This is a genomic window from Streptomyces sp. T028 (assembly GCF_048159505.1).
GTDB lineage: Bacteria > Actinomycetota > Actinomycetes > Streptomycetales > Streptomycetaceae > Streptomyces.
This window is the reverse complement of sequence record NZ_JBLRVZ010000016.1, coordinates 79,158-92,308: the sequence shown is the minus strand read 5'-3', so window position 1 is coordinate 92,308 and position 13,151 is coordinate 79,158. Positions and strand designations below refer to the sequence as shown.

The following is a 13,151-nucleotide window of genomic DNA, read 5'->3' as shown; positions in this document are numbered from 1 at the left end:
GGGGAGCCAGTGATGCCGGGGGAGAACAGGACACCGGGCCTGCGTTTACGCGGTCTCACGGAGGGCACCGCGCCGCCCGCTCCCAGGCGGCCGGGTGTCCGGCAGCGCGGTGCGGCACTGGCCGCTGCCGTGCGGGCCAGGCTGCGGCCGACCCGTAACCGGGTCACCGGTTACATAGCGATCAGCGCCGTCGGCGCGCTCATCGGCACGTCACTGGCCGTGGGAGTCGGTGTGTCCGGCACCATTCCCCGGCTCGCCGACATCGGCGCCTGGCTGAGCAGCAGCGAGAAGGGCGAGGTCGCCCACGCGAACGGTCTGACGGGAGATGTGGACGGCAAGGTCGTCCTGCCGCCGGGGATGGAGGGCCATCCCGTCTCGGTCTCGCAGGACGGCGAGACCATTCTGGTGCTGGACGAGAAGACCGGGAACGTCGTCAGGATCGACGCGTCCCAGCTGACGGCCGAACAGTCCGCGGACTACGGTGCGGCCGGGCTGCAACTGGTCTCCGGCGGCGCCTACGCGTATGTCGTCGACCCGGTGAAGGGCACCGTCCAGCAGATCGACCCCGCGATGACGACCCCCAAGGGCCCGCCGGTCAAACTGGGTGGCAAGCCGGGAGTCGCCGTGGCGAGCCAGGACGGCACGCTGTGGGTGCCGCTGCCCGGCAAGGGCACGGTGGTGCCGTTCGTCAAGGGCCGCAGGAGCACGACGGTCAAGGTGGCCGAGGCGGGCCACGATCTGGTGCTGACGCTGGCCGACGACCGTCCCGTCGTGACCGACCGGACCGCCGCCGTGATGAAGATGCTGACGCTCACCGGCGTCCAGGACACCTTCGACCTCGGTGACGCGCTGGACGACTCGGCCCCGAAGGACATCCTGGTGCCGACGAGCACCGACGGTCCGACGGTACCGGTGCTGGCCACCGGCAGCGGGGTGCTGGTGCTGGCGAACGTCGGCAGCGGGCAGGTCGTCCACGCCCGGCTGCCGGTGGACGGCACCGATCTGGGCGCACCCCAGGTGCTCGGCAAGAGGGTGTACGTCCCGGACGAGTCCAGCGGCAGACTGCTGGTGTACGACGTCTCCGCCGCCGCCCTCGTCGACCCGGTACAGGTGACCGAGGGCGCCGGGCAACTCGAACTCTTCGTGCGCAACGGTCTGCTGTGGGTGAACGACCAGGACAACGCCGCCGCCGCGGTGATCAACGCCGGCGGGAAGGTCGTACGCATCGGCAAGTACAAGGAGGATGTGCCCACCGCGCGCAAGCCCCAGGACAAGCCGGTGGAGGACAGCGTCCCGACCCGCCCGCCGACCAACCAGGGCCCGCCGCAGACGACGGACCCGGCCCCCGACCCGGCGGATTCGGCCCCTGATCCGGTCGCCCCCGCACCGGGCCCCGATCCCTCCACGGACGCGCCGAACACCGACCCGGAACCGGAGCCGTCCGGGGGCGGGACCGCATCCGGGACTCCGACGCCGGACTGCGAAGTCCGCTGGGAGGACGGCTGCCCGGAGCCCGAGGCACCGGGAACACCGCAGGCACAGTCGGGCGCGGGCGTCATCCGCATCACCTTCGCCGCGGCGTCGGGCGTGACCCCGAAGCGCTACGTGCTCCGGGGGGCAGCCGCGGGCCAGACGGTCACCCCGGAGGAGGTCGGCCCGGAAGGTCCCTTCACGTTCGAGGTCAGGGGCGGGTCCTGCGACCAGCAGTACAGCTTCACCGTGGTCGCCGAGTACGCCGGGGGCGCGCCGAGCAAGGAGTCCGCCCCCTCGGTGCCCGCCCGCCCGTGCATCGCACCCGGCGCACCCCAACAGCTCACGATCACCCCGGCCGGGGGCGGACACGGCGGCACGGTGACCTGGCAGCCTCCGCAGGGCGCCGACGGCTCCGTGACGTACGTGATCAACGGAACGCAGCAGGTCACCGGGACCACCTACACGTACACAGGTCTGAAGAACGGGAGCAAGTACCCGGTGTCCGTGACGGCGAGCAACGCCGCCGGATCCGGCGGGGCCGTGAACGGGACGCTCGACCTGACCCCGCCGGACAAGGTGAAGGGCATCGTCCACAACCTGAACGACTCGACTCCCCTGGCGATCCGGACCGTGCCGAGCACCACGGAAGGCGGCAGGGTCACCAGGATCCCGGGCATGACGCAGCCCGACGTCACCGTCCACTGCAAGACGACGGGCAGCCAGGAGACGCACCCGTACACCGGGGCCGTCAGCAACGTCTGGGGCAAGATCACCTGGAACGGCTACACCGGTTACGTCGCCGACATCTACCTCGACTCCCGCCTCGACCCCGACATCTGGGACTGCGAATGACCTCTCCGAACCATGACGGCACCGCGCTCTTCGCACAGTGTTTCCGTGCCCTCGCCGACAATGTCGAACGGGTCGTCAAGGGCAAGCGCAGCACCGTCGAGCTGGCGCTGATCTGCCTGTTCTCCGAAGGCCACCTTCTGATCGAGGATGTGCCCGGCACCGGCAAGACGACCCTGGCGCGCTGTCTGGCGTCCTCCATCGAGGCCGACTTCGGGCGGGTGCAGTTCACCCCGGACCTGCTGCCCTCCGACATCACCGGTGTCACCGTCTACCGGCAGAACACCGGTGCGTTCGAGTTCCTCCCCGGCCCGGTCTTCGCCAACATCGTGCTCGGCGACGAGATCAACCGCGCCTCGCCGAAGACACAGTCCGCGCTGCTGGAGGTCATGGAGGAGCGCCGGGTCACGGCGGACGGCAAGGCCCACCAGGTGCCCCGTCCGTTCATGGTGCTCGCCACACAGAACTCGGTCGACATGGGCGGCACCTACCCGCTGCCCGAGGCGCAGCTGGACCGCTTCCTGATGCGGATCACCATGGGCTACCCCGACCACGCCTCCGAGGTGGCGATCCTCACCGGAGCCGCCGTCAGCGCCACCCCGGAGTCGCTGTCCACCATCGCCACCGCCCAGCACATCGCGGACTTCGTCAAGGTCGCCGCCCAGGTGCAGGTGGCCGAGCCGCTCTACGACTACCTGGTGCGGGTGGTGGCGGCGACCCGCTCGCTGCCCGACGTACGGCTCGGCGCCTCGCCGCGCGGCTCCGTCGCCCTGCTGCGCGCGATCAGGGTGCGCGCGGCCTCCGAGGGACGGTCGTACGCGCTGCCCGAGGACGTCAAGGCGCTCGCCGGGTCCGTTCTCGCCCACCGGCTGATCCTCACGCCGGAGGCCGAACTCAGCGGCCGTACCGGCGCGGACGTGATCGCCGAAGTGCTGGCCTCGGTACCGCAGAGCGGTGGGGCGCGCGTCTGATGCTGTCGGCCACGGGGTGGGGCACGGCGGTCGGCGGCGCCGCGCTGACCGCCGCCGGTTACGCGCTCGGATACGGCGAGGCCGCGGCGCTCGGAGGGACCTGTCTGCTCGCGGTCGCCGTCGCCGCCCTCTGGACCCTCCCCAGCCCCAGGCTGGGCGCCGAACGGCGGATCGCGCCGCGCAAGGTGGGCCGGGGCGAACCCGCCGAGGGCATCGCCGTCCTGACCAACAAGGGAGGGCGCACCCGGCGGGGGCTGCGGGTCACCGACCACAGCGGCGACGAGGAGATCACCGTCGGCATACCGCCGCTGCGCGCGGGCACGCCGTACGAACTGCGGTACGCGCTGCCCACCGCCCGCCGCGGCCCGGTGCCGGTGGGACCGCTGCGCCTGGAGCGTACCGACCCCCTGGGACTGGCCCGCCGGCTGCGCTCGTACGGCGCCTCGGACACGCTGCTCGTCAGGCCCCGGATCTGTCTGCTGCCCGTGCTGCCGTCCGGGCGGGCGCACCATGTGGAGGGCCCGACCTCCGACACCGCCGACGACGGTTCGCTGACCTTCCACGCGCTGCGCGAGTACGTGCTCGGCGACGACCTGCGCCGGGTCCACTGGCGGTCGACGGCCCGTACCAACAAGCTGATGGTCCGCCAGATGGTCGATGTCTCGCTCCCGCACACCACCCTTGTGCTGGACACCCGGGAGCGTGCCTACGCCACGGAGGACGACTTCGAACTGGCCGTGGACTGCACGGCCTCCATCGCCTACGCGGCCGCCCGCTCCCATTTCCCCGTGCATCTGCTCAGCGAGACCGGCACGGTCCTGCACACCGAGGGCTCGGGCAACGACGGTGAGGCGCTGCTGGACCGGCTGGCTCTCGTGCTGCGCTCGGACCTGGCCTCCGCGGCCGCCGCCTTCGACGGCCTGGAACACCACCGCGGCGGCGGGGCGCTGATCGTCGTCACCGGCACCGGCGACACCCAGGGGCTCAGCGCCGTCGGCCGGGTGCGGCGTCGCTTCGACCGGGTGACCATGCTGCGTGCCGGAACCGGCCCCGCGGCCGCCCCCGACCTCTCCGGCTCCGGCACCGACGTACCGCAGCCGCACATCGCCTCGCTCGACGAGCTGCTGGCCGGATGGCGCTGGGAGGCCGTGCGATGAGCATCCCCACCCGGACCACCCCGCTGCCGGCCGCCGGTGACGGACCGCGCTGGGACTGGGCCCCGGCACCCCCCACCGCGCCGCGTCCCGCCGAACGCCCACAGGCCGTGCGGGCGAGCGCCGCCGCCGGGGAGCTGGGCCGGGCCCGCCGGCTGTGGTCCCTGCTGCCGGTGGCGGCCCTGTGCGGCGCGTCGGGATACGGGTTCGCACGGGTCTTCCCGCCGGCCGATCTGCTTCCGGTGCTGGCGGTGGCCGTCCTCGCCCCGATCCTCCTGTCGGCGCTCCTGTCGGGCCTGCTCGGGCCCCGGGCCGGGGCATCGGGCCGCCCCGCCACCGCGCTCTGGCCGTCCCTGGTGCTGACCGTGGTCGCCTGGGCCGTGGTCGTCAGTGCCACCCTGTTCCGCGACGCGAGTGGCGGACTGCCCGGCGGGACCGCGCTGCGCGCCGCGTGGACCTCGCTGCTCGACGCCCCGCACGCGCTGCTCTCCACGATCCTGCCCGCGCCCGCCGACCCCGAACTGCTGGTGCTGCCGCACGCCGTCGTCTGGCCGGCCGCCTTCGCCGCCGCGGAACTCGCCCTGCGCACCCGCGCCCCACTGCTCCCCGCCCTGCCGCCGGTCCTCGCGTTCGGCTTCCCGCTGGTGCTCGGCGTGGACGGTCCGGGATCCTTGTACCCGGCCGTGGGCGCGCTGGCCGGGGCCACCGCGCTGCTGGTCCTGGTGCGCTCACGGACCCGGCTCCCGCTGCGCACCATGGCGCTGCGGCTGCCCGTCGTGGCCGCGCTCGCACTCGTCGCGGCCCTGCTGGGCCCACATCTGCCCGGCCTCGGCGCCCCCTACGACCCGCGGGAGGCCGTCACTCCGCCGACCGTACGGCCGCAGTCCACCAGCCCGCTGGACCAGGTCGCCGTCTGGACGCGCAACGGTGACGAGAAGGTCTTCACCGTACGCACTGCGGGCACCACCCCCGGGAACTACCGGCTCGCCGTCCTCGACACCTACGACGGGACGACCTGGACCAGCGGCGCCGAGCTGACCCCGACCGGCGGCCGGGTCCCGGCCGAGAAGAACGTCCGTCCGGGCACGACCAGGACGCTCGAACAGCGCTTCACCGTCCAGTCGCTGCCCGGCATCTGGCTCCCCGCCGCCGACCGGCCGACGACCGTGCGCATGCCCGGGGACACCGCTCTGGCGGTCGACCCCGACAGCGCGGTGCTCTCCACGGGACAGGCCCTGCCGAGCGGCTTCACCTACACCGTGACCTCGCACATCCCGGTGTACGACGCGGCGCGTCTCCAGTACGCGGCAGCCGCCCACGACCCCGCGCGTGTGGCGCTGCCCGACATCGACGCGGCCGGGCAGCCGATCCCGTCCGTGCCGTCGTTCAGAAAGATCGCCGAGCAGGCGACCAAGGGCAGCACCTACCCGTACCAGCAGGCCGGCCGGCTGGCGGACTGGCTGCGCGGGAACTACCAGCTGGATCCCGACGCACTGCCCGGGCACACCTACCGGGGTCTGGAGTTCTTCCTGGCCGACGGCAGGCGCGGCACCTCCGAGCAGTTCGCCGCCTCGTTCGCGGTCCTCGCCCGCACCCTGGGCCTGCCCACCCGGGTGGCCGTGGGCTTCCGCTCGGGACAGCGGACCGGCTCCGGCGCCTGGCAGATCCACGGACGGGACGTACTGGCCTGGCCGGAGGTGGAGTTCAGCGGCGTCGGCTGGGTGCCCTTCTACCCGACCCCCGGCGAGGCCACACAGGGCGGCTCCGTCGTCCCCCCGGCGGGCGAGCCCAAGGAACGGGAGCAGGTGGACCGGGAGATCAGCGGAGGGGCCCGGCCGTCGACCCCGCCGCGTACGACGCGGGAGGGCGACTCCGCCACCGCCGCGACGCCCGGCTCCGGACCGCCGGCGTGGCTCTGGGCCCCGCTCGGCGTGCTCCTGCTCGCCACTGCCTATGTGCTGTACGCGCTCTGGCTGCCCCACCGCCTGCGCCGACGGCGGCGCACCGACCCGGACGCCCGGCGCCGGGTCCGCGGCGCCTGGCAGCAGATCGTCGAACGGCTCACCGAAACCGGTCTGCCCACCACGGGAGCGCACACGGCGCAGGAGGTCGCCGCCTTCGGCGCGGCGCGCGTGGGCGGCCCCGTGGGCGGACGTCTGCCGGCCCTGGCCGCGCTGGTCAACGAGGTCGACTACGCGGGGCGTACGCCCGATGCCGCGGCCGCCGACGCCGCGTGGGCGGACTGTGACGCGATCGAGAAGACCGTCCTGCGCTCCGTCCCCCGCCGCACCCGGCTGCGGCGCCTGCTGCATCCTGCGGCCGTGTGGCGCGGACGGACCCGAGGGGGCTCCCGGTGAACTGGCAGGCATCCGGCGGCTTCAGAAGCGGTACGGCGCAGCAGCCCGCCGATCCGATGTGGAAGCCGCCGACCGGGTACGCGCAGCTCAGCCGACTCGCCGTCGGCCGGCACAGCACGGTGTTCCAGGGTCGTGAACAGGCCACCGGCGCCGTGGTCGCCGTCAAGATCCTCCATGCCGTCGTCCACGACGAGTCCCGCCGACTGTCCGCCCACTCCGAGTTGCTGTCCGCGGCCGTGGCGGCGAAGCATCCCTGCTCCGTGCCGGTGACCGAGGCCGGCTTCACCCCCGACCACCGGCCCTTCCTCGTCCAGGCGTTCCTCCGGGGCGGCACCGCGCAGGCCCGGCTCGCCGCATCCGGCCCGCTCTCCGCCGCCGACGCCGTCGTCGTGGGCATACGGCTGTCCCTCGCCCTGCACGCGTCCCACCACCGTGGAGTCCTGCACCTCGATGTGCGCCCCGCGAACATCCTCTACGACGACGTCGGCGACGCGTTCCTCGCCGACCACGGCATCTCCCGCATCCTCCAGCGCTGCGATCCCGGCACGGGGGCGGTCTTCGACCCCGCGTACGCCCCGCGCGAACTCCTCGGCTGGGAGAACCCCGGACCCGCCACCGACGTCTACGGCCTCGGCGCCACCCTGTACGCCCTGCTGAGCGGCGGACCCCCGCGCAGCGAGGCCGCCCGCACCAGCCCCTCGGCGCTCTACACGGAGGTCCTCGGCGGCGAACCGCCGCCCCCGCGCACCCCGGGTGTCCCCGACCAACTGCTCGCCCTCGTACGGCGCATGATGTCCCGGGACCCGGAGGGCCGCCCTCCGCTGACCGAGGTGCACCGCGTCCTGCGGCTGCTGTTGCCCGCCTCGCACACGGCCCGCGTCCCGGAGCTCGAACCCGAGCCCGCGCCCAGGCCGCCGCTGCCGGGCTGGGACCCCGCGGAGGACGTCGCGGCGGAGGAGGCGGCCGAGGAGACCGGCGTCCACGCGCGCGACCGGTCCCGCAGACGGCTCATCGGCACCGGAGTCGTCACCGCCGTCTTCGCCGCCACGGCGGTGACGGTGACCCTGGTGCTGAGCGACGGCGACGCCTCGGACGGCCCCGGCTCCAAGCCCTCGCCGACGGGCGCGCAGACCGCCCAGCAGGTCCCCGCCGCCGAACTGCCGGCGCTGATGCCCCGCAACGTGACGGCGATCAGGGTCGAGGACAGCGTCCAGGTCACCTGGCAGGCCCCGGAGAAGACGACCGGGGTCGTCGGGTACGTCGTCGACGCCCGCGCGCCGGACAACGGCAAGCCGGTCCGCAAAACGACGAGCACCGCGGAGCCGACGGTCGTCTTCTCCGCAGGCTCCGTCCCGGACGGCACCTGTTACACCGTGACCACGCTCATCCTGACCGATGGTCAAAGCCGCTTCGCGCCCGCGGAGCCGCTGTGCCGGACGGAGGCGCCGTAGGCCGATGGAGTTGCAGCTGAGCGTGATCGACCCGGCGGGCGACCACCGGACCGACCTCCTGGTCGACGCCGATCCGGCCGCGCCCGTGGGATCGCTGGCCCTGGAACTGGCGCGCCGGCTCGGCATGACCGCCGAGGCCGGCCGCCCGCCCGCCCTGCACATCAACGGCTTCCGGGTCGACCCCGAGCTGCCGCTGGACGCCTCCCCGGTCCGTGACGGAGTGCTCGTCTCCATCGACGGGCCCACCGCGTGCCCACCGCCCCCGGCCCAGGGCAACGTCGAGATACGCGTCGTCGGCGGCCCCGACGCGGGCGGGGTGCACCGGCTCGGACCCGGAGCGGCCGTCGCCGGCAGCGGCCCCGAAGCCTGGATCCGGCTCGCGGACAGCGCGCTGCCGAGCACCGCGGTCGAGATCGACGTCGCCGTCGACGGCAGCGTCGCCATCGACCCGGCCTTCGGCAGCTCCGTGACCCTGGACGGCGAGCCGGTCGGCGGCCGCACCCCCTGGCGGCGCCGCAGCGTGGTCGCCGTCGGACAGTCCCTGCTCGAACTGCGCGACCCCGTCTTCCCCGACACCGCGCTCAAGCCGTCGGAGGACGGCACCGGTCTCGACTACAACCGGCCGCCGCGGATCACCCCTCCGTCCCGCAGGACCGCCTTCCAACTCCCCCCGAAGCCGCGGCAGCCGGACCCCCACCCGCTGCCCTGGGCCATGGCGCTGCTGCCGCTCGTCGGCGCGGTCACGCTGGCCGTGGTCATGGGCAGGGCGATCTATCTGCTCATCGCCGTCCTCAGCCCCCTCGCACTGGTCGGCAACCACCTCGCCGACCGCAGACACGGCAGGAAGTCCCACCGCAGGACGCTCGCCGAGTACGAGCAGCAGAAGGTCTCGATCGACCGTCAGGCACGCCGGGCGACCGCCGAGGAGACCGCGGCCCGCCGCGACGCGCATCCCGACCCGGCCGAGGTGTTCCTCGCCGCCACCGGCCCCGGACAGCGGCTGTGGGAGCGACGCGTCACCGACGACGACCACGGCGTGCTCCGCGTCGGCACCGGAACCCTGCCGTCCGAGGTCGAGCTCACCGACCCCGACCAGCAGGAACACCGGCGGACCGAGCGCCACGGGCTCGACAACGTCCCGGTCTGCGTTTCCCTGCGCACGCACGGCGTGCTCGGCGTCGCGGGCCGCGGCGAACTGCCCCGCGCCATCGGGCGCTGGCTCGTCGCCCAGGCCGCCGTCCTGCACAGCCCCACCGACCTCACCGTCCACGTCCTCACCGAACCCTCCGGGCGGGTCGGCTGGGAGTGGGTGCGCTGGCTGCCGCACGCCCGGGCCCGCGAGGGGCGCGGCGCGGTCGCCCTCCTCGGCACCGACGCGGACAGCGTGGCCCGCCGGATCGCCGAGCTGCTCGCCGCTCTCAGCGCCCGCCACGAGGCACTGAACGAGGTCGGCCAGAGCAGCGGCCGGCCGTGGAACGGCCCGTCCATCCTGGTCGTCCTCGACGGCTCACGCCGACTGCGCGCCCTGCCCGGCCTCACCCAGGTGCTGCGCCAAGGGCCACGCGTCGGCATCCATCTGATCTGCCTCGACACGGACCGCAGACAACTGCCCGAGGAGTGCCGTGCGCTCGTCGAGGAGGACCACCACGGTCTGCTCCAGGTCTCGCAGGCCGGTGCGGAGCCCGTCGAGTCGGTGCGCCCGGACTGTGTGACCCCGCAGTGGGCCGAACAGGTCGCCCGCGCCCTGGCGCCCGTCCGCGACGTGACCGACGAGGAGAGCGGCGGGCTGCCGGACACCTGCCGGCTGCTGGACGTGATCGGCATGGAGCCGCCGTCCCCCGACGCGATCGCCGCGCGATGGTCCCTGAACGGCCGCTCCACCACCGCCGTGATAGGGGAGTCCCTCGACGGCGCGTTCGCGATCGACCTGGTGCGCGACGGTCCGCACGGCCTGGTGGCCGGCACCACGGGTTCCGGCAAGTCGGAGCTGCTGCAGACGATCGTGGCCTCGCTCGCCGTGGCCAACCGCCCCGACGCGATGACCTTCGTCCTCGTGGACTACAAGGGCGGCGCGGCTTTCAAGGACTGCGTGAAGCTCCCGCACACCGTCGGCATGGTCACCGACCTCGACACCCACCTTGTGGAGCGGGCGCTGGTGTCACTCGGCGCCGAGCTGCGACGGCGCGAGCACATCCTGGCCGACGCCGGCACCAAGGATCTGGAGGACTACATCGTGGCGATGCGAGGCGACCCCTCGCTGGCACCGGTGCCGCGCCTGCTCATCGTGATCGACGAGTTCGCCTCCATGGCCCGCGAACTGCCCGACTTCGTCACCGGCCTGGTCAACATCGCCCAGCGCGGCCGCTCCCTGGGCATCCACCTCATTCTGGCCACCCAGCGGCCGAGCGGCGTGGTGTCCCCGGAGATCCGCGCGAACACCAATCTGCGGATCGCGCTCCGGGTCACCGACGCCTCGGAGAGCACGGACGTGATCGACGCCCCGGACTCCGGCTTCATCGCCAAGAGCACCCCGGGACGCGCGTTCGTCCGGCTCGGGGCGTCGTCGCTGCTGCCGTTCCAGTCGGGGCGCGTCGGCGGCCGTCGGCCCGGACGGAGGGCACCCGACGCCCCGGCCGCGCCCTGGGTCGTTCCGGTGGACTGGGAGGCCGTCGGCCGCCCGGCGCCCACCCGCCCCGCCCCCGCCCAGCAGGACGACGACCTGCTGACCGATCTCGCGGTGCTCGTCGACGCGATCAACGCCGGCGCCGACACCATGGGCTTCGGCGAACAGCACCGGCCCTGGCTGCCGCCGCTGACCGACACCGTGACGACCGGCGAACTCCCGCGCCCCGAGCCGTCCGGGCACGGCGATGTGCAGCCCGCCGTCTTCGGCGTCACCGACGTCCCCTCCCGGCAGGCCCGGATGCCCCTCACCCTCGACCTGGTCGACGGTAGTCATCTGCTGCTGGTCGGCGGCCCGCGCTCCGGCCGCTCGACGGCGCTGCGCACCCTCGCCGGGGCGCTGGCGTCCACAGCGTCACCGAGCGATGTCCACCTCTACGGCGTGGACTGCGGCTCCAACGCGCTGATGCCGCTCGCGGAACTCCCGCACTGCGGCGCCGTCGTCACCCGGGACCAGACCGACCGCGTCACGCGCCTGCTCGGCCGGCTGCACCAGGAGGTGGCCCGGCGGCAGCAGCTCCTCGCCATGACGGGAGTCGCCGGCGCCGCCGAACAGCGTGCCTCGGCCGCGTCGCCGGAGGAACGGCTGCCGTGGCTGGTGCTCCTCCTGGACGGCTGGGAGGGATACACCGCGGCCTTCGAGTCGTACGACCTGGGCAAACTCGTCGAGAGCATGAAGCGGCTCTTCCAGGACGGCCCCTCGGTCGGGCTGCGGGTCGTGATGACGGCCGATCGCAGCAGTCTGACCGGAGCGGTCTCCTCCGCCTTCGGCGACCGGCTCGTCCTGCGGATGGCCGACCCCAACGACTACGCGTCGGCGGGTCTGTCACCCCGTGACGTACCGGGCGACATGCCGCCGGGCCGTGCCCTGCGGGCGACCGACGAGGGCGTGCAGGAGAGCCAGATCGCCCTGCTGGCCCCCGACCCTTCCGGACAGGCGCAGGTCCAGGCACTCCGCGCGATCGGAAGGGAGGCCGCCGAGGCCGGGGCGGGCCGGTCCCGCCGACTGCGTCCCATGCGCGTCGACGCCCTCCCGGTCCGGGCCACCGTGCGGGACGCGTACGCACTCGACCCGGACTTCACCCCGCCGTCCCCGATGTGGGCGCTGCTCGGTGTGGGCGGTGACGAACTCGGCCCGGTCGGGGTCGACCTGAGCGAGTCCGGACCGGGCTTCGTCATCGCGGGACCGCCGAGGTCCGGCCGTTCGACCACGCTGGTGGCCGCGGCGCGTTCACTGCTGCGCGCGCGGCTGCCCCTGGTCCTGATCACCCCGAGGAGGTCGCCGCTGCGCGGTCTGGAAGGCGAACCGGGTGTCCTGGGCGTGCTGAGGGACGGCGCCTCGCCGGACGACCTGCGGACGCTGCTCGCGCGTGTGCACGGCGGCCGCTACGTCGTCGTCGTGGACGATGCGGAACTCCTCTACGACACCCCGCTGGACGGCCCGCTGCAGGAGGTCGTGCGCAGTGGCCGGGACGGCGATCACGGACTGATCGCCGCGGGCGCGGTCGACGTCATGTCGTCGCAGTACCGCGGTTTCCTGGTGGAGTCCCGACGCTCCCGGAGCGGAGTGCTGCTGTCCCCGCAGAACGTCTCGGAGGGGGACCTGTTCAGTATCAGTCTTCCGCGCGGCATCGGCGGCGGACCCACGGGCCGCGGCCTGCTGATCCGTGGCGGCAAGGCCGTCCCGCTCCAGACGGTGACCGAGGAGTAGGCGGCGCGGCACGGTACGCGGGCGCGGAGGGCCCGGGGAACCCACTGGTGGGTTCCCCGGCTCGGGCCGAAACCGTGCTGCCGCCCGGAGGCGTCAGTACGTGGCACGCTCGATGTTGTCGGCGTTGATCTTGGTCGCCTGTCCGGCGTCGGTCAGCGTCTGGACGAACTTGTCGAACGTCGGCTTGAGCGAGTCCCATTCGCTGCGGAACTGGTCCGCCTTGCCGCCCTTCCAGTAGTCCGTGCTGCCGGTCGTGGCGGCCTGCAGCACTGAGATCAGGTCCTGGAGTTGCCCGGCCTGTGTGTCGAACTTGCCTGCCAGCTCTCGCAGCAGGGGGATGTCGGCACCGCTCATTCCTGACATGGAGGATCCTCCCCGTATGGACGTTCTGAGACGTCGTCTCCACTCCAGGACGGTAACGCAAGATCGCGGAAGCAACGCTCGCGCGGCCCTCGGACTGCGAGCCCGAGCAACCAGGTTCCGCCCCGTCCTGGATGAGGAAA

Annotated in this window: 7 protein-coding genes; 6 read left to right on the top strand and 1 reads right to left on the bottom strand. The window is 73.5% G+C overall.

Features of this window, described 5'->3' with window-relative positions:
• Positions 1-12 precede the first annotated feature (12 nt).
• From ACLZN2_RS16945 to ACLZN2_RS16920, 6 genes are read left to right on the top strand one after another with little or no spacing between them, the layout of a single operon-like run.
• Complete coding sequence (locus tag ACLZN2_RS16945) at positions 13-2,325, top strand: fibronectin type III domain-containing protein (RefSeq protein ID WP_416979302.1); 2,313 nt, start codon at positions 13-15, stop codon at positions 2,323-2,325.
• On the top strand, positions 2,322-3,293 hold the full coding sequence (locus tag ACLZN2_RS16940; protein WP_416979301.1) for an AAA family ATPase: 972 nt from the start codon (positions 2,322-2,324) through the stop codon (positions 3,291-3,293). The genes ACLZN2_RS16945 and ACLZN2_RS16940 overlap by 4 nt, the downstream gene beginning before the upstream one ends.
• Positions 3,293-4,450, top strand: coding sequence for a DUF58 domain-containing protein (locus ACLZN2_RS16935; protein WP_416979300.1), 1,158 nt, complete (start codon positions 3,293-3,295; stop codon positions 4,448-4,450). The genes ACLZN2_RS16940 and ACLZN2_RS16935 overlap by 1 nt, the downstream gene beginning before the upstream one ends.
• A complete protein-coding gene (locus ACLZN2_RS16930; RefSeq protein WP_416979299.1) occupies positions 4,447-6,804 on the top strand; it encodes a DUF3488 and transglutaminase-like domain-containing protein in 2,358 nt (785 codons plus the stop codon). Before ACLZN2_RS16935 ends, ACLZN2_RS16930 begins: the two co-directional genes overlap by 4 nt.
• Positions 6,801-8,255 carry a protein kinase domain-containing protein gene (locus ACLZN2_RS16925; protein ID WP_416979298.1) on the top strand — a complete coding sequence of 485 codons (1,455 nt, stop codon included), beginning with the start codon at positions 6,801-6,803 and terminating at the stop codon, positions 8,253-8,255. Before ACLZN2_RS16930 ends, ACLZN2_RS16925 begins: the two co-directional genes overlap by 4 nt.
• A 4-nt stretch (positions 8,256-8,259) precedes the next feature.
• A complete protein-coding gene (locus tag ACLZN2_RS16920) occupies positions 8,260-12,648 on the top strand; it encodes an FtsK/SpoIIIE domain-containing protein (RefSeq protein ID WP_416979297.1) in 4,389 nt (1,462 codons plus the stop codon).
• A gap of 93 nt (positions 12,649-12,741) precedes the next feature.
• On the opposite strand, the gene ACLZN2_RS16915 is transcribed toward ACLZN2_RS16920, so the two are convergent.
• A complete protein-coding gene (locus tag ACLZN2_RS16915) occupies positions 12,742-13,011 on the bottom strand; it encodes a WXG100 family type VII secretion target (protein ID WP_416979296.1) in 270 nt (89 codons plus the stop codon).
• Positions 13,012-13,151 lie beyond the last annotated feature (140 nt).

Excerpts from the sequence above, each read along its gene's own strand:
- ACLZN2_RS16945 (WP_416979302.1), top strand. The coding sequence starts at position 13 with ATGCCGGGGGAGAACAGGACACCGGGCCTGCGTTTACGCGGTCTCACG.
- ACLZN2_RS16940 (WP_416979301.1), top strand. The coding sequence starts at position 2,322 with ATGACCTCTCCGAACCATGACGGCACCGCGCTCTTCGCACAGTGTTTC.
- ACLZN2_RS16935 (WP_416979300.1), top strand. The coding sequence starts at position 3,293 with ATGCTGTCGGCCACGGGGTGGGGCACGGCGGTCGGCGGCGCCGCGCTG.
- ACLZN2_RS16930 (WP_416979299.1), top strand. The coding sequence starts at position 4,447 with ATGAGCATCCCCACCCGGACCACCCCGCTGCCGGCCGCCGGTGACGGA.
- ACLZN2_RS16920 (WP_416979297.1), top strand. The coding sequence starts at position 8,260 with ATGGAGTTGCAGCTGAGCGTGATCGACCCGGCGGGCGACCACCGGACC.
- ACLZN2_RS16915 (WP_416979296.1), bottom strand. The coding sequence starts at position 13,011 with ATGTCAGGAATGAGCGGTGCCGACATCCCCCTGCTGCGAGAGCTGGCA.